Source organism: Fibrisoma limi BUZ 3 (assembly GCF_000296815.2).
Classification (GTDB): Bacteria; Bacteroidota; Bacteroidia; order Cytophagales; family Spirosomataceae; genus Fibrisoma; species Fibrisoma limi.
Map to the genome: position 1 here is coordinate 436,369 of NZ_CAIT01000004.1, position 18,932 is coordinate 455,300.

At 50.6% G+C, this 18,932-nt stretch carries 17 protein-coding genes and 1 CRISPR repeat array; of the genes, 7 read left to right on the forward strand and 10 right to left on the reverse strand.

The features are described 5' to 3' along the window. Window positions 1–315 precede the first annotated feature (315 nt). The 3 genes from BN8_RS33835 to BN8_RS02300 all read left to right on the forward strand — a co-directional run bounded on the left by BN8_RS33835 (window position 316) and on the right by BN8_RS02300 (window position 2,802). A complete protein-coding gene (locus BN8_RS33835) occupies window positions 316–570 on the forward strand; it encodes a helix-turn-helix domain-containing protein (RefSeq protein ID WP_374755518.1) in 255 nt (84 codons plus the stop codon). Window position 571: 1 nt separating this feature from the next. Further along, window positions 572–1,645: an AAA family ATPase gene (locus BN8_RS02295; RefSeq protein ID WP_009280164.1), complete on the forward strand. Its 1,074-nt coding sequence runs from the start codon at window positions 572–574 to the stop codon at window positions 1,643–1,645. Window positions 1,646–2,010: 365 nt separating this feature from the next. Then, window positions 2,011–2,802, forward strand: a complete 792-nt coding sequence (locus tag BN8_RS02300; RefSeq protein WP_009280165.1) for a toprim domain-containing protein — start codon at window positions 2,011–2,013, stop codon at window positions 2,800–2,802. Window positions 2,803–3,037: 235 nt separating this feature from the next. On the opposite strand, the gene BN8_RS33120 is transcribed toward BN8_RS02300, so the two are convergent. From BN8_RS33120 to BN8_RS02315, 3 genes are all read right to left on the reverse strand, one after another. Then, complete coding sequence (locus BN8_RS33120) at window positions 3,038–3,205, reverse strand: hypothetical protein (protein ID WP_192579012.1); 168 nt, start codon at window positions 3,203–3,205, stop codon at window positions 3,038–3,040. 885 nt (window positions 3,206–4,090) lie between these two features. Further along, on the reverse strand, window positions 4,091–5,203 hold the full coding sequence (locus BN8_RS02310; RefSeq protein WP_009280167.1) for an AAA family ATPase: 1,113 nt from the start codon (window positions 5,201–5,203) through the stop codon (window positions 4,091–4,093). Continuing rightward, complete coding sequence (locus tag BN8_RS02315; protein WP_229367705.1) at window positions 5,200–5,745, reverse strand: RNA ligase family protein; 546 nt, start codon at window positions 5,743–5,745, stop codon at window positions 5,200–5,202. The genes BN8_RS02310 and BN8_RS02315 overlap by 4 nt, the downstream gene beginning before the upstream one ends. Between BN8_RS02315 and BN8_RS33535 the strand changes: the two genes are divergently transcribed. Further along, complete coding sequence (locus tag BN8_RS33535; protein WP_009280168.1) at window positions 5,713–5,853, forward strand: hypothetical protein; 141 nt, start codon at window positions 5,713–5,715, stop codon at window positions 5,851–5,853. The two genes, BN8_RS02315 and BN8_RS33535, sit on opposite strands and share 33 nt — an antisense overlap. A gap of 517 nt (window positions 5,854–6,370) precedes the next feature. Here the strand turns inward: BN8_RS33535 and BN8_RS02320 are convergent. Then, window positions 6,371–6,616, reverse strand: a complete 246-nt coding sequence (locus tag BN8_RS02320) for a helix-turn-helix domain-containing protein (RefSeq protein ID WP_009280170.1) — start codon at window positions 6,614–6,616, stop codon at window positions 6,371–6,373. A 184-nt stretch (window positions 6,617–6,800) separates the two neighbouring features. On the opposite strand from BN8_RS02320, the gene BN8_RS02325 reads away from it, so the two are divergent. From BN8_RS02325 to BN8_RS02335, 3 genes are all read left to right on the forward strand, one after another. Further along, a complete protein-coding gene (locus BN8_RS02325) occupies window positions 6,801–8,105 on the forward strand; it encodes a transposase (RefSeq protein ID WP_040005260.1) in 1,305 nt (434 codons plus the stop codon). A 409-nt stretch (window positions 8,106–8,514) separates the two neighbouring features. Continuing rightward, window positions 8,515–9,657 carry a DUF3800 domain-containing protein gene (locus BN8_RS02330; protein WP_009280173.1) on the forward strand — a complete coding sequence of 381 codons (1,143 nt, stop codon included), beginning with the start codon at window positions 8,515–8,517 and terminating at the stop codon, window positions 9,655–9,657. Between the two features lie 157 nt (window positions 9,658–9,814). Beyond that, complete coding sequence (locus BN8_RS02335; RefSeq protein WP_192579013.1) at window positions 9,815–10,888, forward strand: pentapeptide repeat-containing protein; 1,074 nt, start codon at window positions 9,815–9,817, stop codon at window positions 10,886–10,888. A 227-nt stretch (window positions 10,889–11,115) separates the two neighbouring features. Then, window positions 11,116–13,401: direct repeats of the CRISPR family, unit length 29 nt; unit sequence CGGTTCATCCCCACGAGCGTGGGGGTCAT. Between the two features lie 128 nt (window positions 13,402–13,529). Here the strand turns inward: BN8_RS02335 and cas6e are convergent. The 6 genes from cas6e to BN8_RS02365 are packed head-to-tail and all read right to left on the reverse strand — an operon-like array spanning window position 13,530 to window position 18,778. Then, window positions 13,530–14,186, reverse strand: coding sequence for a type I-E CRISPR-associated protein Cas6/Cse3/CasE (gene cas6e, locus BN8_RS02340; RefSeq protein WP_040005262.1), 657 nt, complete (start codon window positions 14,184–14,186; stop codon window positions 13,530–13,532). Next, window positions 14,173–15,012 carry a type I-E CRISPR-associated protein Cas5/CasD gene (cas5e, locus tag BN8_RS02345; RefSeq protein ID WP_009280179.1) on the reverse strand — a complete coding sequence of 280 codons (840 nt, stop codon included), beginning with the start codon at window positions 15,010–15,012 and terminating at the stop codon, window positions 14,173–14,175. The genes cas6e and cas5e overlap by 14 nt, the downstream gene beginning before the upstream one ends. A 12-nt stretch (window positions 15,013–15,024) precedes the next feature. Next, window positions 15,025–16,218, reverse strand: a complete 1,194-nt coding sequence (cas7e, locus tag BN8_RS02350) for a type I-E CRISPR-associated protein Cas7/Cse4/CasC (protein WP_040005263.1) — start codon at window positions 16,216–16,218, stop codon at window positions 15,025–15,027. Window positions 16,219–16,236: 18 nt separating this feature from the next. Then, window positions 16,237–16,854, reverse strand: a complete 618-nt coding sequence (casB, locus tag BN8_RS02355) for a type I-E CRISPR-associated protein Cse2/CasB (RefSeq protein WP_009280181.1) — start codon at window positions 16,852–16,854, stop codon at window positions 16,237–16,239. Further along, window positions 16,851–18,437, reverse strand: a complete 1,587-nt coding sequence (casA, locus tag BN8_RS02360; protein ID WP_009280182.1) for a type I-E CRISPR-associated protein Cse1/CasA — start codon at window positions 18,435–18,437, stop codon at window positions 16,851–16,853. Before casA ends, casB begins: the two co-directional genes overlap by 4 nt. Further along, window positions 18,434–18,778, reverse strand: a complete 345-nt coding sequence (locus tag BN8_RS02365) for an HTH domain-containing protein (RefSeq protein ID WP_040005265.1) — start codon at window positions 18,776–18,778, stop codon at window positions 18,434–18,436. Before BN8_RS02365 ends, casA begins: the two co-directional genes overlap by 4 nt. Window positions 18,779–18,932 lie beyond the last annotated feature (154 nt).

Genomic DNA, 18,932 nt, shown 5'->3' on the forward strand with positions numbered 1-18,932 from the left:
TTACACGTCTTGCGTTATATGAATGAAACAGCAAAACGAACGTGTAACTGTTGTATAAGCAGATGATTATGTAAAAATGAGAAGGATTTTGTTCGGTTTTTAGTCAAATCATTTTGTAGAGGTTGGTTTTTGCGGAATTAAATTTTGTACAAAATACATTGATTCGTTGTTTTATTACGGTTAATCTATCAATTTTGTGACTGTTAAAGTTCCTTGAAATATTGGGTCATGAGGAATTATTCCTTTGATGAACTCTTTGAGCGTTTGCACCGTATCGAACGGAAGTTGGACGCCATTGAGTCAAAGGCCAACGGTATGGGGCACGCCAAACCCACGCCGGAGCCAGCGGATCTGATCGATATTCATGTCGCATCAGTTATAATTGGTAAAGCGGTGTCTACCATTTATAGTATGGTAAACCGCAACGAGATTCCCTACATGAAGCGAGGTAACAGGTTGTATTTTTCTCGCGAAGAATTACGGAATTGGATTAGGGACACACGGAACAGAACTGTGGACGAGTGTAAAGAGGAGGTAAGGAGCGATCTACGAAACAGGAGCAGGGTGTAAGATGACAAATCATTTAATCGAACTTCATTTTGACAGTTCGCCGTTGGGTGGTGTCACGCTTGATGGGTTGCTTGCCGAGTTTGACCGGCTCGACCAGCTACTTAGTAAAGAACAGGAAAATTTTGGAGCCTTAATCGTTCGTTCAGGTAACGAATGGCTGGAACGCTCAAAAAGTAAACCTGTTCCTAAGAAGTTGTTCGACTGCTTATGGTTTGAGGGTGAAATATGCATATTGTTTGCCAGCTCAAACCAAGGCAAATCGATCCTGGCTGTTCAAATTGCTGATGCTATCAGCAAGGGAAGGCCCATACCTGGTTTCCGATTGGAAGCTGACACTCAGCCTGTGCTTTATGCTGACTTTGAAATGTCGGAGAAGCAGTTCGAAATTCGTTATGGTGACGGAGAGGGTAATTTTTACAGGTGGTCGAATGACTTCATGCGGGCTGAACTTAATCCCGAAGCTGATCTGCCGAAAGGTTATACAAACTTCGAAGATTACGTGATTGACTGCATTGAACAGTTTATTGTACAAACCCGTACGAGAATACTTGTCATTGACAATCTCACCTATCTGGCAACGAACACAGAAACGGCCAAAGAAGCCGCACCGTTAATGAAAAAACTGAAGCAGTTAAAAACCAAGTATGATTTATCGCTGCTGGTGCTGGCCCACACGCCTAAACGTGATTCGTCGAAACCATTAACGCAGAATGATTTGCAAGGCAGTTCACGGCTTATACAATTTTGTGATAGCTGTATTGCGATTGGTTCCAGTGTCCAAGGGAGCGACGTGAAGTATCTGAAACAACTGAAAGCTCGAAATACTGCTTATGAGTATGATGAGGACAACGTTGTAATCTGTCAGATTAAGAAAACGGACGGTTTTCTACATTTCGAACGGATTGGTAACGGTAAGGAACGCGACCATTTAAGGACGGCTTTTGAGGAAAAGAATGTTCAACGTACCGAAGTAATGAGCTTAGCTGCTCAAGGCATGACACAACGTGATATAGCCTTGACTATCGGTAGGTCAGCGTCTTTCGTTAACCGGTTGCTGAAAGCCCAAAGTACCTAATCCGCTGTGTTCAGTTTCAAGTGTTTCATTCGTTTCATTCACGAAACAAGCGAAACATATGAAACATATCAGTCTCGTATTCGTACCATCCATGGTGATCAGGGCGGTACACCCTGGCTCGGTTCAAACGAGCGAACCTATGTACGACCCTATTATTGAACTGTGAAGTGGCGTGCTAAGCAGTCAATGTTTATCTGACGACCGGGAGCTTGTAGCTCTCTACTTCGTTGTTAGAAGCGAAGATTATTGATTTTCTTCTAACATTGGCTGGTGTGCTCATGATGGATACACCAGCCAATTCTTTTTATTAATACACATGTACGTAACAGGCATTTGATTAAACAAACAACCGCCAATACAATACTATGGCATACAATGAAATTGACGAGTCAGCCGAAAATATTACCATGATGCCCCGCTGGCTGTCCAAACCGCCAAGTTTAATTGACCCTGAGGTGGTAAAGCGTTCATTGGTCGATTATAAAAACAACAACCTGTTTCATTACCTGAGTCAGACGTTTAACGTACAGGTGGCTACAAATCTCGCTCAAGCCTATGTGGTCGGAACAACTGATCATTGGCCAGGAGCGAATACGCTATGGCGTAAAAACCAAAACGGTCACGTTCAATTTGGTGAATTGGTCTTGTTTGACTCTGCAACAGGAAGACGACGAAAAGAGCTCGAACATACACCTATTCAGGTGCATTCTCATTTAAAACTCGCCAGTTTTAATGCCGTTCCATGTTTCTTCGGGGAGCATCTGCTTAAAAATCGCCCCACTAACATTGTTGCTGTCGTTGAACGAGAGGAAACTGCTATGATAGCTTCAATCTTTAAGCCGGATTGGGTCTGGATAGCTGTGGGTGACACAAACATGTTTGAACGGTATAATTTGCAGGTATTATCTAACCGTAAGGTTGTCGTATTTTCGACATTATCCGATCATGATCATAAAAGAAAGTTTTGGGAAAAACTGCATATGTCGCTTTCACTGATATCGGGTTGTCAAGTCACTGTTTCCACTTACCTGCAAGACAAGTCCACAAACGAACGACGGGTTGCTGAATTTGACATTGCTGATGTGCTTGTACGATACCGCGACAAGGGAACCGGTATTATACCCGACGACTTAAATGAGGACGCTGTATTGGGGTAGGATGCATAAACTGTTGGGGAGCCGCGTTAGTGCCTGGTAGGACAGGTCTAAGCAGATTGACCAAAGCACCAATAGCCCCGGTCAAATTGATGATACGCTGTATGTCAAATCTTAGCGGTTAAGGGCCGAACCTCAGTATCGTCGTCAACGCTTCGGGTTGAACCTGTTCCTCCTTCCGCTAGGGCACCTGCCGTTAGGTTAAGAACCAGTTCTTCGGTTTTTGAGGACGGATTCGTCACTCGAAGGGCGGACGGTTGGTTGAGTTAACGTAAATCCATCGGCAGGGAGTGGGCAATGCAAAACTACTCAAATCTAACTCGGTCGTTTCTCCTGATTGAACCGCCCATAGGGTCTTCTCCAATGGCTGTTCCTCGGCGGATTTGCCTTTGCTCTTTTTTGCCATACGTTGGTTTAAGGTTCGAGGGTAAACAAACAGTAATCTCACAAAAACCTATTCTCACGGTAACGCTCACCCCCGTGCAAGTATACTATATACCGGTGATGTGGTTGATTAACGACCACAGTTTTTTTAATGAAACATGTACGCGTGAGAATGCGGTAACCACTTATACGGTGTTTTTTCGAGTTATGTGTCCCGCACAAAAATGGGGCGATACAAAGATCAAAGCAAATGGCTATAAATGGCATCGACGCCCGTCATCGAATGGGCAAATTCTTTCAGAGGAGCGATGGTGCAAAACGGGCATGCGAAAAATTTTGCGAAAATTTTTACGGGAATCGTCACGGTTCGTGGCAGTGCGAGCCTGAACCTACCCCCGTGCTCTCCCCCCGTACGTTGGCGCATTGCTCCTACCCCCGGTGTGTCTATTGGGCATGACTCAGCAACAAGTATAAATAACCTTGCTGGTACATTTCAAATAAGGCTTTGATGCGTCTTTTGCACCAGATACTGAAATATCATTCACTTGGATACGTGGACATGCTGTACGGTAAACGTGACCCAATCACAGTCAAACAAATAAACATGTTTTGATTGCCCTGTCAGATCGGTGTGTTACTTTATATAAACGTCCATCACTCCTGATGCAGACAAAGTATTGGTATAACGGAACTCATTAAGACCAGGCCCAATGCCGTTAATCAACCCGATATCGATACGCCATGCTACGGACCTACAATCAATCCTCGAATGGGGGTGACACACTTATTTCTGGTACTGGGGCCTGTAGTGTACCCGATGTACGTATGTCATACAGGGTGATCATGCAACACTGTTCACGTTCATCAGAAAAGTAAGCCCGGAATGCTGAGTTCCGGGCTTATATCCTTAACCACTGACCGCGTAGATGACCTCATGAGCCTCCCATGGAACGGGTATCTCCAGTTTTGTGAGTAGTTGGCTGATCACCGGCTCCGGTACCACGTATTTACGGTTGCGGTTCTGCTCCATGAGTTGGGTGTAAGGTACTTCTACATATACCAGCCGCACTTTGGCCCGGTAGGTCACAAATAAGTCAATCAACTGCTGGCGTATCGTGCGGGTAACGTTGGTCGCGTTCCAGACAAAAGGCTGCTGGCGACGCAGATACTGGCGAGCCAGCTCTTTGGCCTGTTGCACCACCCGCCCTGTACCGCTGCGATCCTGAGCATTTATGCCAGCCTTTCGACGAAGGGCGTCCAGACTTACCACCGGCCAGTCCGCATAATGACGCCCGGCGTAGTAATCCTTTCCGGACCCCGGTAATCCGCACAGCAGGGCCACTTGTGTCTGGGTGGCATCGAAGGCAGCATAATCCGGACTGCGTTCAGGCTGGTTGAAGTAAGCGTAGCGGGTAAACGGGTCCGGAAACGGATAAGGTCGTCCCCAACAACCCTGCTCCTGAGCGTAGTCGGCAAACAAGTCGACACGATAAGCCAACTCTGCCTGATCGGCACATACCCGGCCTAAAACATCAGCCCGAGCCAGCATCGTCAACTCGGATGTATCCAACAGCTGACTGACCCCGAGCATTCGTTGATGCGGATCAGCCTTGTCCCACAACCACAAGGGCAGTCCATGATGCCGTACCAGTTGGGCCACCGCTTCGCGTAGCAAAAACGGAGTAGGGTGGTCTATGTAAAGTAACGAGCGTGCGGTACGTTCTCCACGCTTGGCGTGACCTCGTGAGGTGATACGCCCATCGGGTTCCCGAACAGTCGTTGATCGCTTTTCCACATCGTGTAGCAAGGCTGCCGCCCAGACAACAGCCTGCCGCTGGCGAGGTAACGACTGATAAGCCTGCTGGCTGGTTAGGGCTTCGAGAACCATCTGGGTATGAGCGGCTACGTCGCCCTCGGCATGGTAGAGCGCATCCTGGGGTACTCCTCGCATGGCTCGTACCCAGTCAAACTGATCTTCAAGTGCTGACCAGTCGGTTTGGGTGGATAGTTGCCAACTCATACCGTTCTCCTTTCTGCCCGTAAGGGGGCACGTTGCCAATGGCGGGTCCAGTGTTCGTCTGTCTGTACATGTCCGGACCGTACGTACTTGAAGACATTATTGGCAAATTGGGCGACGGGAAAGCCATCAGCATTGCGGGATACGATTCCCTCCCGGCTACAAGGAAAACCGGTCAAAGCGTCCACTGAGCCAAACACGCTGGGTTGACCCGCCAGTGCTTTTACCTGCCCTTGCACCTGGTCCGCTGTAAAAGGCTGATTGCACAACGCCAGTTGCGGCACGGTGTCAAAGTCCAGCAGCCGGGTGTAAAAAACCACTTCCTCCCAGGACAGCCAACGGTCGGCATCTCGAATTGCAAACACGAAGAAGTGGCTGTCGAGTTGTGAATAACGAATTGAATGGATGGCGTACAGATTCTCGCCAAATACTTCCAGTTCACCCAGTTCGTGGCGAATTCGCTGCCAACGTTCCCGAAGCCAGGCCGTCCATGGTGAACTGGAAGGAGCCGCGTGCGAACGGGCGAAGACACCATATCGACTCAGGCAGTTGTTTTCCCCGTCGAGTTTTTCGGTATGAACCAGCGTATTGATGCCAGCGAGGTGATGGGCAAAGTGGTGATTGATTCGGTCGTCTTAAGCAGTACCCGGTGAAAAAGGATAGTGGTACGTCCGACCGTACTTTTGGGATATAGCCATGGTATTATTGTTTGCATGAAGACAATGAAGCAGCAGGCAACCGGCCTAAAGCAGGTGCGGCTGACAAAAGCATCAATCAGTCAAACATTACATGGCTCAACGCAGACAGAATATGACCCTTTATGGGATTGCAAAGATACAACACTTAATTGCATCTGTGGAATGACTAATGACAGAACGAGACGGCATTTGTGTATAAAACGTACCAAACTACTGCTCCTCGTGGTTACATGTCGTAACGTGAAACGTCAATTTCTGCCCATACACGCTACTCAGGGGGTTAACCGCTAAACGTTTACGAGTTAAACTGCTGGGGTGGCGCTTTGATGATGTCGCCAGTTAGCTCATTTGCAGGAAGTTGGTGCTGAATGATACCTGAGCTTGCTGTTTTTTCAGGAGCAAATGCATACCAGATTGCATTATGGACATGGTTTGGCAATGACGCTTAAGCAAGCTGTATTGTGACGTCAGATTATGACTCTAGGGGCGGCAATGGAAAGTCAAACAGATCACCGACCGGTACTTCCAGTGCTCGAGCCAAGACAAATACGGTACTGATGGTGGTGTTGATCTCACCCCGTTCAATGCGGCCAATCTGTCGGATGTCGATCTGACAACGGTCGGCCAGTTCTTCCTGTGAGAAGCCTTTCTGTAACCGCTTTTGCCGAATGCTGATCCCAAACCGTTTGATGGCTTCTTTGTCCCGTGTGCCTATCACAGGGCAAAGAATTGCAATTGGATAAAAAAACGTTAGGGCATGTATGTCCTATTGCGTGTAAGGTCGCTTATATTTACGTATGCTTTATGCGTAAAGCCGAAAGCACACAACCGGATTGATTTTTCTATATATGAACTGATCAATCTCTACAAGGAAAGGCATACAAGAAACACAACGAACGTCAATGAAAAATCACACCAATTTTGATTACAGTCAGTTCAGATTTGAAATCAGGCAGAGGATTCGTGTTGGGAGTACTGAATCCATGTCCCTTCAGGCGATGCTGGCCCCCATCGTCGCTGATATTTATGACCGGCTGAGTGACCCGGACGAATCGCTGGAAACAAAAGAAGACGGCGATACTAAATCCGCTGAGCCAACTTCTGTGGGCTCAAGCAGTAAGCCCGAACTGACCCAAAATACACCTGTTTTCGATCAAAAAACCGATAAGGTGGTTCCTCAACAACGCCGGGAATTCCCTGAAGAGATTAAGCAACACATCCAATTTCTTTTTAGGAGCCTCAGTACGTATAATAACATAATGCATCAGGTGGCCGAGTATGGGGTTGGCTTATCAGATGTTATGTCCTTGACTGACTGGATTTTACCCAGAATTGCCAACTGGCTGAAGCACCCTCTTAAGCCGGTGTATTCGTTTTTGTGGGTTGCCAGGATGCCCTTCGTACCAGAGGTGGCCGGTCATTCCAACGATTATTTTATGTATGTCGTGCTTAGTCTGGATATGCAGGGGCGGCAGGATATGGTCGGATTGTACTTCAGTAAACGAAGCGAAGATTTGTGGCCCAAATTAACCCAGGACCTACAGGCGCGTGGGGTTAAGGACATCCTCATCACCTGTAGTAACGAACCAGCCGGGCACGAAGAGGCTCTCAGAAAGGCGTACCCCCAAACGCATATTTTGAGCAGCCTAATGCTGCAACTGCGATATAGTCTGTATGCTGTGCGCAGTTGGGATAAAAAGGCGGTGGCTGCCGATTTAAGCGAGTTGTATTCGGTAACGAAGGTAAAGCAGGCCAATCAGCTATGGCATTCGTTCAAAGCCGAGTGGGAGGACCGTTACCCAGCCTTGGTGGAAAGTTGGGAACGGGATTGGTCACGGTTAATGGCACCGCTTTCATACCCTGCTGTTATATGGGAGCGCGTAAATCGGTTTGCGGCACTTCAAAGCCTGCAGAGAAATATGATGGAATTCTTTGAGCATGACGCTCCGTACCCTAAGTTAACAGAAGTGTGCAAAGCAGTGTACTTGTCTTATCGTCGGGTTGCTTCAAAAGAGGTGTCCTCCTATGGAAGGCAAATATCGGGGAAAAAGCCTGCGGGTTACTACACATATGGTCCGGGCTTCTCGACACAGGTGGACAACTGGGCTGCGTTGTCGGAGGAGCTTATCAGGCTTTTCGGCGATCGGGCAAAAGTCCCTGACGATACGGTTATCAAACCGGTACACGAATTCAAAATCACGACATGATTAATGGGTTAACCACAGTACAGTCTCCACCGTACATCATGAGCGCTTTTATACTTATTCCTGATTGAGAAGCCCGATAACTCAATCCCCGTGCCACGATTGGTGTCTTTGGCCAATCAACACGATATATACATGAAATGATTCTGAGAGGTAAGCTGCGTCTGGGGCCTTTCAATACCATACGTGCGCTTGTGGTTCGTTTTGCTGTTTGTTACGAGGGCGAGCTTTTTGACGCAATGTGTATGGTATTGGCACCCCGGACGCAAATGCCTTTGCCGATGTCATATATGAGCTTAGCACGCACCACTGAAAGCCGGTCGAAGCCAATTGCAACCGGAAAATAAAACATCTTCTGTTGGTGAGGTGGATTTCATACTTTCCGTATACAAACCACCGATAACGAATACCCGTGCACATCGCGTACCTGGACGAGTGGGGAAACAAAGGCCTCGATTTCACCAAAAAAGACGTATCCACCCATTTTATCGTCTGCGCGCTGACGCTCCCCAGGGAGAAACTGCCCGAGGCCGAAGAGCATATTGAAGCCGTACGGAAACGCTTCTTCCAGACCGGCCCCATTAAATCATCCGGCGTTGGAAAGAGCGACACTCGCCGTCGGCAGATTCTTACCGAGTTGATGAAAGCACCGTTTCAACTGTTTGCCCTGGTAGTGGACAAGCGACGGCTATGGTCGGAAGGCTTCACGTATGCTGGATCATTTTACAAATACCTGCACGGTTTGGCCGATAAGGAGTTGTACCGGCTCTTTCAGGATTTGGAACTGGTTGCTGACCAGCACGGCAGTGATACGTTCATGGAAGGTTTTATCCGGTACGTACAGGCCCGGCAAATCCCCCCCACCATCTTCAACCAGTCTTCATTTACGTTCGTCAACGACAAGACGAACGTCCTTATACAGGCGGCTGACTTCGTCGCCGGTACCCTGGCCAGGTGCTACGATGAAATGGTAATGTCTGACCAGCGCCAGGCGTTTACCGAAATTATACGCCCCAAACTGTTGATGCTGAAGTATTGGCCCGAGGTTTTTCCTGAGTTGACTGTAACACCAAACGTTGATGATACCCGATACAACGCTGAATTGGCGCAACTCAGCATTAACCTGGCCAATGATCACCTTAATAAGCGAACCGGACGAGCACCACAGCAGATTGACCAGATAACGTGCCTGCATTACCTGATATTTTACTTTCGTTACGTCGATCCGATGCGATACGTATCAAGCCGTGAATTGATGCGTCATATCAGCGAACGACGAGGGAAAGTGGTAACCTTGCATTACTTCCAGACACGTGTAATTGCCCCATTACGGGACGCGGGTGTGCTGATCGCCAGCAGTTCGAAAGGGTACAAGCTCCCTGCTTGTGAGCAGGACCTGTACGACTACATCAACCATAGCAACACCATCATTCAACCGCTGCTATCCCGCATCCGTAAGTGCCGGGACCAGATCCGACTCGCCACTCACGGAGCCGTTGACGTGTTGGACAAGGAAGAGTACGGCTCTCTGAAAAAGATCTTGGAGGACCAATAGGATGCACGAGGCACATGGAGAAAAACACTTGCTCATTTTAATGATGAAACCTGACCCATTAGTGCCCGTTATTCTCGTCATGTCGATCTGTCTTACCGCGTACGGAATATGTGTGGGGCAGCTTTACCAACCCCAAATTTTGCAAAACGACATCTTTATGGAGGACACATTTTTGCGAAACGCCAATTTTCGTAATGCCACGTTTTTGCAAGGCGCCATTTTCCCTAATGCCACGTTTTTGCAAGACGCCAGCTTCGATATAGCCACATTTTCGCAAAACGCTGATTTCAGTCAGGCCACATTTTCGCAACACGCCAATTTCAGTCAGGCCACATTTTCGCAACACGCCAATTTCAGTGGGGCCACGTTTTTGCAAAACGCCGATTTCCGTTATGCCAAATTTTCGCGAAACGCTTCTTTCTATGGGACCACATTTTTGCGAAACGCTGATTTCAGTGGAACCACATTATTTTCGCAAAATGTCTATTTCGATGATGCTCAGTTGCCAGATACACTACGATTCGAGTCTGTTAATATGGGTAACGAAGTATCTGCTATATACCTGAGCGTTGCCTCGGTTGATTCTCTCAGGAAACGAACCGCTGAAAGTACACGAAAATGTGTCATTTTTCTTTGGCATACCGACGTCAGCAAATTAGTCCTTAACCACGACAAGTTTGCGCTTGGATATGATGAAGACGTCAATTGGGAAGACCGGATAAGCACGTATCAACAGACTATTAAAAGTTGCCGCGACCGAGGATTAGAAGCCAGCGCACAAGGTTTCGATATTGATATGCAAAAAATGAAGTTGGAATACTCATGGGGATTTCTGGCCCCAGCAATCATCTGGTTTCAGGAATACTGGTGGAACTTCGGGTACGACCGCAGCCGAATCTTACAAAACACGTTTTACGCTTTTGTGGCATCGTTCCTGTTATTCCTGTTGGGTTTCCAACGATTTATGAACGCATACTTCCCATCGGACCAGCTCGGACTTACCGCATCCAAGGCGCGTGTTTTGTGTTATTACCGATCACCACGAGAACATTGGCCAAACCGGTTTAAGATCGTTTTGTTTTATACCGCGCTGGTGTTCTTCAGTTGGAAGATGGACCACTCGAAAGTAAATTATCGGCAGTACCCGTGGACGTCGCTCGCCGTGTATCTGGTTTTCACCATTGGTTTGATTCACCTTGCGTACCTGGCCGCTTTCGTCATCGCCCGATAATTCGGTTGGCAATTACCGATGATATAAACTCTCAAAATAATTGCTTTCATAGAACCTACCCCATTTGAGAAAGCGATTCGTATTTTACCACCATGAATTGAAAGTGTTCTCAGTCGTCTACGTTATGGGAGATACAAACCGGTTCAGCCTTATCTTCCCGGTCAAACACTACATCCCCACGAACGTAGGGATCATCAGCGCGGCAACTTTGATATGGGCCGGGTGTACGGTTCATCCCCACGAGCGTAGGGGTCATTATTGCTCCGGCGTTGGCGTGTTGTCAATGCCCGGTTCATCCCCACGAGCGTAGGGGCCATTAACCAATCCCTTACTTTCTTTCATTGCCAAACGGTTCATCCCCACGAGCGTAGGGGTCATCAGATCCACTGCTCCAGAATGATGTTGCCATCCGGTTCATCCCCACGAGCGTAGGGGTCATGTCTCGCTGGAACGTGATATGGCCGATAAGTACGGTTCATCCCCACGAGCGTAGGGGTCATCCTGAACGACCCCATCCTAGCGTAATGGCCATCGGTTCATCCCCACGAGCGTAGGGGTCATGCACTCCCGTAGCTCGGGGATTTCAAAAATGACGGTTCATCCCCACGAGCGTAGGGGTCATTCATTGGCCCGTTTTTCGCGCTCTTTCGCTGCCGGTTCATCCCCACGAGCGTAGGGGTCATCACTGGCCCTCTTCTTTCGGGGTAGGTGGGGTCGGTTCATCCCCACGAGCGTAGGGGTCATATCGTGAATGCGAATGTAAAGTGCCATAGTTGCGGTTCATCCCCACGAGCGTAGGGGTCATATAGGTGTTTCAATCAGATCAACCCGCCCGCCCGGTTCATCCCCACGAGCGTGGGGGTCATGCCGTGCGTTTGCACATCTTTCTCGGCCCTCTCGGTTCATCCCCACGAGCGTGGGGGTCATGTCGGAGCTTAACGAAGAGCCGTTCTCTGCCGCGGTTCATCCCCACGAGCGTGGGGGTCATATGTAGCGATAAACGATAATTTAATAGAAGAACGGTTCATCCCCACGAGCGTGGGGGTCATCAAAATGCCCTGATAAGAATAAGTAGATATATCGGTTCATCCCCACGAGCGTGGGGGTCATCACGATAGGATTGTCCTGAAATTTGCGAATATCGGTTCATCCCCACGAGCGTGGGGGTCATCTTAACCCAGTTCTCAACCAGCTTTTTCGAGTCGGTTCATCCCCACGAGCGTGGGGGTCATATCCGAACAGTCGGGCTTTTCAAACGGATTGTCGGTTCATCCCCACGAGCGTGGGGGTCATGTACAAGGGTGCAAAGCGCCGATCTTGTCTGTCGGTTCATCCCCACGAGCGTGGGGGTCATTAAATAAAGCCTTTTTCGGACGTACGTATTTGCGGTTCATCCCCACGAGCGTGGGGGTCATACCGAACCACGTACAGATTTCTTCCCGGCCGACGGTTCATCCCCACGAGCGTGGGGGTCATAACCTCGCTCGGCTGTAGGTGTTTGATCACCTCGGTTCATCCCCACGAGCGTGGGGGTCATGAGTTGTGAGGTCTGATTGGTCTGTACCTTTGCGGTTCATCCCCACGAGCGTGGGGGTCATTGTGAATTGAGAGGATTGTTTCCCTGTCGCTCCGGTTCATCCCCACGAGCGTGGGGGTCATCCTGCAGGTCAGGCCGCACGTTATCGACGCGGCGGTTCATCCCCACGAGCGTGGGGGTCATGCGAGCCCAAAACGTTCGACCGTATGGGTACCCGGTTCATCCCCACGAGCGTGGGGGTCATGGTGGTCTGTTTGGCGATGGGGTGCCGCGTGACGGTTCATCCCCACGAGCGTGGGGGTCATTCATTAATAAAGCCAGATAATGCCGTTTCAATCGGTTCATCCCCACGAGCGTGGGGGTCATTGCTTGTCCAGCTCCTGGTTGGTCTGCTCCACCGGTTCATCCCCACGAGCGTGGGGGTCATATGCCCTTTAGATCGACACAGTTTTCCTAACCCGGTTCATCCCCACGAGCGTGGGGGTCATACGGCGATCGCACTCCACTGCTCCAGTACACCCGGTTCATCCCCACGAGCGTGGGGGTCATTGATTCTGAAGGGCATTGTAGCGGACTGTCACCGGTTCATCCCCACGAGCGTGGGGGTCATTGATTCTGAAGGGCATTGTAGCGGACTGTCACCGGTTCATCCCCACGAGCGTGGGGGTCATAACTTCACGACCGACAGGGCGTTGCGTTCGATCGGTTCATCCCCACGAGCGTGGGGGTCATCACCCGGGCGTTTGATTAAGCCGTCAGAGCGTCGGTTCATCCCCACGAGCGTGGGGGTCATGCAAACGCAGGTTTGCCGCTATCTTTTGTTGTCGGTTCATCCCCACGAGCGTGGGGGTCATCCGGGTAAAGCGGGTCTGCAACTCGCTGTAGTCGGTTCATCCCCACGAGCGTGGGGGTCATATGGGGTACAGGTCGGTCATGGTGTACAGGGCCGGTTCATCCCCACGAGCGTGGGGGTCATACTGGAAATTTACGCCGAAATGGGCAATTTGTATGTCAAAGAACATTTATGTCTATCACGTTATCGGATTGACACAACAAAGCCACGACCTTGTAAAAGGCGCGGCTTTGTCAACACTGTATCGGTATTTATTGAGGTTTCGCCAGTGACAGCATACCAAAACCAAAGGCCTTAGAGGGGCCAATACCTGATTGCAAAGCGCTGGTTAGCAGTGCAGGGTCGGTCACTTGTAATAACCCATCGTAACGAACGCCGTAGATGGGTATCGCGTTTTTGGTAGCCCTACCCCGGTCCATTCCCAACCAAAAAGCCTCTGTGGTGGCGTAAAGAACATGAAACCCATTTTGCTCCCCCTTACGGACCAACCACCCACGAGCTGGTGTTATCTCATCCTCCTCTGCGTAGTCTGGTAAGGCAATGCGCCGACCTTGACGCCGATCAGGTCGTTTTTCCTTCTTCGTCGGGTTGGCCAATAAGCGGAAAGCTAAGGTCTGGCCAACCGAAAAGGTAGGAACCAACAATTTTGTTTCTGGCTTGTGCATCAGGTAAGCTTCCGGCAACTCGTTCCAATTCGGGGCCGTTGCCGACTGCACCAGTACCGCCGGAAGAGCGGTTGCATGAGATAGCGGCTCAATACGAAACAGTACCTGATGTTGCGCCCGGTAATCTTGACCGGAATCTGTTGTGTAGGCATGCGCCAGCGTTCGGTGTAGTTCGTAAGGCGAACTTAGATCACGCTGAACCTCCCGACAGCGTGGATTGAGAATTAGTTTAGACAAATGCATCGTGCGTTGTGGCATAAATGGATACTTCGCGTGGGGCGAATCGGCGATCTTCAAATGAGAGGGGAACGTCTGTCCGTTGCGCTTTCCGAGTCATGGCTAACCTCGCTTCTGCTAAGAGAGTGTCGTCTAGTGTTCCGTCTATGACTAGGCGAAGTGTACGTGTATTTTCCTCAAGAGGCTCAACCGGTTGGTCGGTACGGCGCACGTACAATTGACGGGTCAGCAACGGATCACGGGCAGAAAGCAGGGCTTCGCCCAGCGGCAGATCAACTATGCCAGGCATGGATGCGCCAAACGGGTTCGTCGTTGCACTGGAAGCGACGTCAATCGTGTAGCGCACGGGCAGAGCAGGCATGAACGCTTTACGACCCAGGCTAAGGGGCCAATACGGAGCAGCCAATGCTTCATCCAACGCTTGCAGCAGAGCACGGTCATCGCTTTCCAGGCCAACCAAGAAATAAGCATCGCTCAGGTAATAACGCTCAGACAGCACCGTGTTCTGCAAATCACCATCGGCGGTGGGTTTGCCGGGGCGCAGTTTCGCTTTGGCGCGCAGTACGTTCTGAGCCGTATGGTAGTCTCGCCGGACGGTTCCCTCCCGCACAACCCGCACACCAAACCGTAAATTGGCTAAGTCATTTAAGGTTCGCGTTTGTCCGCCGACGACGTGCGTTGTGGCGGCCCGGTCCCAACCCAGTGCGGCACAGAGTAAACCGATTACTCCGCTCTTGGAAGGTTCAGTGAGCGTTTCACGAATGGAAAATCGGCTGCTTACTCCCCACGACTGCATTGGCCCTGCCAGGCGCATGATGAGTGTATGACTCATGGAGAAGCGGGTTTAGGTATTGATGGTTTGCTTGAGGTTAGTCAACAGCGCATGTACATCTTCCTGAACTACAACCCCGGCTCTGCTGAGTTGTTCGGCTTTGTCGGCACCATCGAGCAGCACACAAACGGCCTTTCCGTTGAGTCCATACACCTTCTTTAATTTGTCGTAGTGTTGGCTTAGTGCTTCAATAGCGCCGTCGGTCAAACTCCGCTCACGCTGGGGTGATACCGGTTTTTCGAAGGCATTAGCAAGGGATACAGGTTGCCCCTTTTCACGGACCACAATTAGGATGAACGCCGGTAGTGAATGAGCCGCAAAAGTATTCTGTTTGCCGGAAGGGCGAGCTTGGATAAAGGCCTCGGCAAAGGCCATAACGCCTTCACGAGCTGCGGCAGCGTCACCACCGAGGTTACGTGTCAATTGATCCCAGTCCACGCAGGCAAAGCGGTAGAAGCACGACGACGCAAAACCAACAGTGCCAATCATACCCGCGCCAGCGTTATCTTCGGGTTGCAGGTCGTCAACCGCCGTGAAGTAGTCGAATTCCATGTTCATCCGGTTCACCGAGATGGCGTGGCTGACCTGACAAGCCGCATCAATGTTTTCGGCAGGATTATCAGCCAGCATTCGCCCGAAAAGGGCTACGTCAACCGAGCGGACGTGTTTGGGGTACGTCTTCTTGTACTGATCAGCCAACGTAGCAAAAGTCTTAGCCGCTTCGTCAATTTCTTTCTGTTTCGCGTCTCTTTCCTTCTTCTGGAGGGTGGCAGATTCGGCTCGAAGCGTGGCTAACGTTTCCGCAACAGCCCCGGTATTATCATCGGCCTCTTGCAGTAACGTAGCAGCCCGCTGCAACTCTTCGGTGCCAATGTAGAGCAGATAATCAGTCATGCCTTTGTCGTTCACGCCGTACAAAGCCTCGAAGAACTCTTCGGCCATCGCTTTAGCGCGTGTCTCAGACTGGCCCTGTTGCACGAGCAGTTTAGCGACTTCGATGGGTGCGCGTTTGGTGCGCAGCCCCAGCCGGTCGTTCATTTGCTCGCGGAACGTATCCGACTGACGAACCGAGCGTTTTAGACACTGCGAGGAAATGCGCTGCCGTCGGTAACCACCGAAGTCGCAGTCTTTGGGGGCACCACTGTCGTCACGGTTGAGGTTGGAAGGGGGAAAATTCTGTAAAATGTGGAATTCGATCGTTTTCATTGACATAAGGGGTTATGATTAAGAATTTGTTTCAAAAACGGTTTCTGACTTGTCGGTTTCGGCAACGGCGGCTTGCCAGTAATCGCGTGCCCAGACACGTCCGGTTTCCTCGCTGTGCCACTTGATAAGGTCCTGAAGCAGCCGGGCGAAGTCAATGGGAATCTTGTCACCTGTGGCGATGCGCTGGATCATCCCCCGTAATGGCACGGCCAAATCATCCCGGTAGGTGTCGAGCAGAGCCGATACGCGCAGGTCCAGACTGTCCTGACCCACGCTGAGACTGTTTCTTAGCCGACGTAGTGAAGCCCCCAGCGACCGTCGTTTGTCGTTCTTACCAAAGCGTGGCAGTTCAAGCTGCCCATCTCGGCCCCAGAACTTGGTGGCATACAGGGCAAAAAGCGTGGCGGTGAGCCGGTGTGCGTCATAAACCCAATCGTCGTCGGGGGTTGGGCGGCTTGAATAAGGCAGGTAATCGCCAAGTATTCGAATATCGCGTAGGTCACTGAGCGGATTCATGGCGGCTCGGCGTAACTCGGCTAGATTAGCCCGAACGTCGGTGCGTGAGCCGTCCCGCTTTCTGCCGGTCTCCAAAAAGGCAATGAAGTCGCGGGCTTGCTCGTCAGTTAGCTGGTTCATACTGCTTCGGTTGTTTTAGTGTTTAAGGGTTCGTTTTTGGGATAGAGCGTTCCGTATCGGAGCACCATGTCGGCATCAGCCAGCGCTTGGTACGTACGGGCGTCCTGCGCTAGTGACCGGAGCGCATCGTTGAGTGCCGTGTAAGCCGCTTTCCAGATAAATTTTTGCCAGTCGGCCCGCACATTCGACAGTTCTTCGATGGGTGACGTAGCAATGCGGGTCAGGTATCCATCAAACCGGCTGCCGAGTAGAAGCCAGTAGCGGCTGTCGGTATCGAGCATCTGCACGAAGGCGTCCCGGTCGGCGCGTTCAACATCACCCAACCGAACACCCCAGGGCTTGTTGAGCCGGGCACGGGTAGCAAACGCACGAGTCGCTTCCCGCAACCGGTCGGCCCGTTTTTTAGCGTCGTCCGCCGGATTCTTTTCGTCGTTCAGCAGTTCCATCAGTGCCTGCCAGCGGGTTTCGTTGGCAATGATCTCAGGATAAATGGTAACCCGTTCGTGGCGCCATAATTCCACCTTGGCCTGATCGTTAACCAAGCCAAAGACGTCCACGGCGTAGGCTGCTTGTGAGTCGATACCGTACTGCCGCATCGTCCTCTTCGAAAGCCAGTTCAGCGTGCGGGGGGCGTGACCGTCCGTACCTGTCTGCTTCATCATGTAGATGGCGCTGTCCTGCCAAAGTGCCCGGCCCAAACCGAAACGTAAGGGAAACTCACCGTCTTTGTTGCTGCGATAGGCCAGGTATGGGTCATGGAAAAGCAGCTTTTCAATTTTACTGCCCTGATTATACCGCACTCCGATGACCTGCCGGTCACTATTCAGCACAAGCTGCAACCGACGGCTTTGAAACGTGAACAGGTCGCGCAGGTTGCTTACGTCGCGCTTTTGAGCAACGGGTGGTTTCTCCGATTCCCACGTGGCCGAATTAGGCGCATCTTCGCCCCACACCTCAGTCGTTGGCGGCAGGTTGAGCAGCAACGCCCGAAACAGCGAGGGGGATTCGTTAACCGCTCCACGCAGCCAAAAGAACGCTCCACCAACCAAGGGGGCGTGACAAAGATTGAACGGCTGGGCTACGCCCCCACCCAGCGCGGCAGCTTGTGTACAAACCAACGCACGGGCGGCTTCAGCCAGGTCAACTGGTTTGTTAACAGCATCTAAGTCATGGCTGAACAATACGGCGTTGTTACCGCTGGCCGCTGCGTGTTGCAGCCGCGACATGGGTGAAACCTCTTTCGCATCGGTCTTCGGGTCTCCGTAGAAGGGACGCGTAGGCGATAGCAAATCGAAGTGGTCAGTGTGCCGATCAAGGTAAGCCGCATACCGATCCACGTCGAATTGTCCCTTTTTCCAGGTAGCCGCCCATTCCCGCGGCTCAATCAACTCGGGAAACGCCGAAGCCACCACCGCCACAAGCAACCGGTTTAAAGCAATCGTTTCGAGTGGGTTGTCGGTCGCTAATTCGCTAATATCGTGTGCCTTTACTATGGCATCGCGTAGGCCCACCATCGAAGGGGGCGAGTCCCCGCACCACCGTACCGGTAGCCAGGGTTCATCAAGCAGGTTGAAGGGAATCATTGCTGTAAACGAATGTGTAGCCGAATATTGACCAGCTCGGTCATTTTATGGATGGCGGTTTGTAGATTCGGATTTTGAGCCGTCAAAGCTTTTTCAATGGCCGCTCTTTCACATGGCGTCAGTACAATAGGCAGGAAGTTGTCTTCGCAGGACGTCCAAAAACATTTTATTCGCCTTTCCGTACGGCTTTTTATATCGAAACCGCTATCTTTTAAGTGTTTAATAACCTTTTGCGTAGAGCGTTTCGTAACGCAAAGCTTATCGGACAATTCGTCCAGTGTACATTGCTTCTCTTTCAGAAGCGCAAGAGCACGTAACCCTTTTAATTGTGTTTGGTTCATGATGTGATTTATATAATTACTCTGCTTTGAAATCGTTGAGACAAAGCAAAAACGCTTTCCGGAAAGTACCAAACGTAACCGCGAACAAAACAGGGCGCATGACATAAATTCTTTTTCTTGTACTTTGCGATATTCCACTCAAGTGGGAATGAAC

Bases quoted from the DNA above. Each gene is read 5' to 3' on its own strand.
- BN8_RS33835 (WP_374755518.1), top strand. From the start codon at position 316: ATGGGGCACGCCAAACCCACGCCGGAGCCAGCGGATCTGATCGATATT.
- BN8_RS33120 (WP_192579012.1), bottom strand. From the start codon at position 3,205: ATGGCAAAAAAGAGCAAAGGCAAATCCGCCGAGGAACAGCCATTGGAG.
- casA (WP_009280182.1), bottom strand. From the start codon at position 18,437: ATGATTCCCTTCAACCTGCTTGATGAACCCTGGCTACCGGTACGGTGG.
- BN8_RS02300 (WP_009280165.1), top strand. From the start codon at position 2,011: ATGGCATACAATGAAATTGACGAGTCAGCCGAAAATATTACCATGATG.
- cas5e (WP_009280179.1), bottom strand. From the start codon at position 15,012: ATGAGTCATACACTCATCATGCGCCTGGCAGGGCCAATGCAGTCGTGG.
- BN8_RS02295 (WP_009280164.1), top strand. From the start codon at position 572: ATGACAAATCATTTAATCGAACTTCATTTTGACAGTTCGCCGTTGGGT.
- cas6e (WP_040005262.1), bottom strand. From the start codon at position 14,186: ATGCATTTGTCTAAACTAATTCTCAATCCACGCTGTCGGGAGGTTCAG.
- BN8_RS02335 (WP_192579013.1), top strand. From the start codon at position 9,815: ATGGAGGACACATTTTTGCGAAACGCCAATTTTCGTAATGCCACGTTT.
- BN8_RS02365 (WP_040005265.1), bottom strand. From the start codon at position 18,778: ATGAACCAAACACAATTAAAAGGGTTACGTGCTCTTGCGCTTCTGAAA.
- BN8_RS02325 (WP_040005260.1), top strand. From the start codon at position 6,801: ATGAAAAATCACACCAATTTTGATTACAGTCAGTTCAGATTTGAAATC.
- casB (WP_009280181.1), bottom strand. From the start codon at position 16,854: ATGAACCAGCTAACTGACGAGCAAGCCCGCGACTTCATTGCCTTTTTG.
- BN8_RS02310 (WP_009280167.1), bottom strand. From the start codon at position 5,203: ATGAGTTGGCAACTATCCACCCAAACCGACTGGTCAGCACTTGAAGAT.
- cas7e (WP_040005263.1), bottom strand. From the start codon at position 16,218: ATGAAAACGATCGAATTCCACATTTTACAGAATTTTCCCCCTTCCAAC.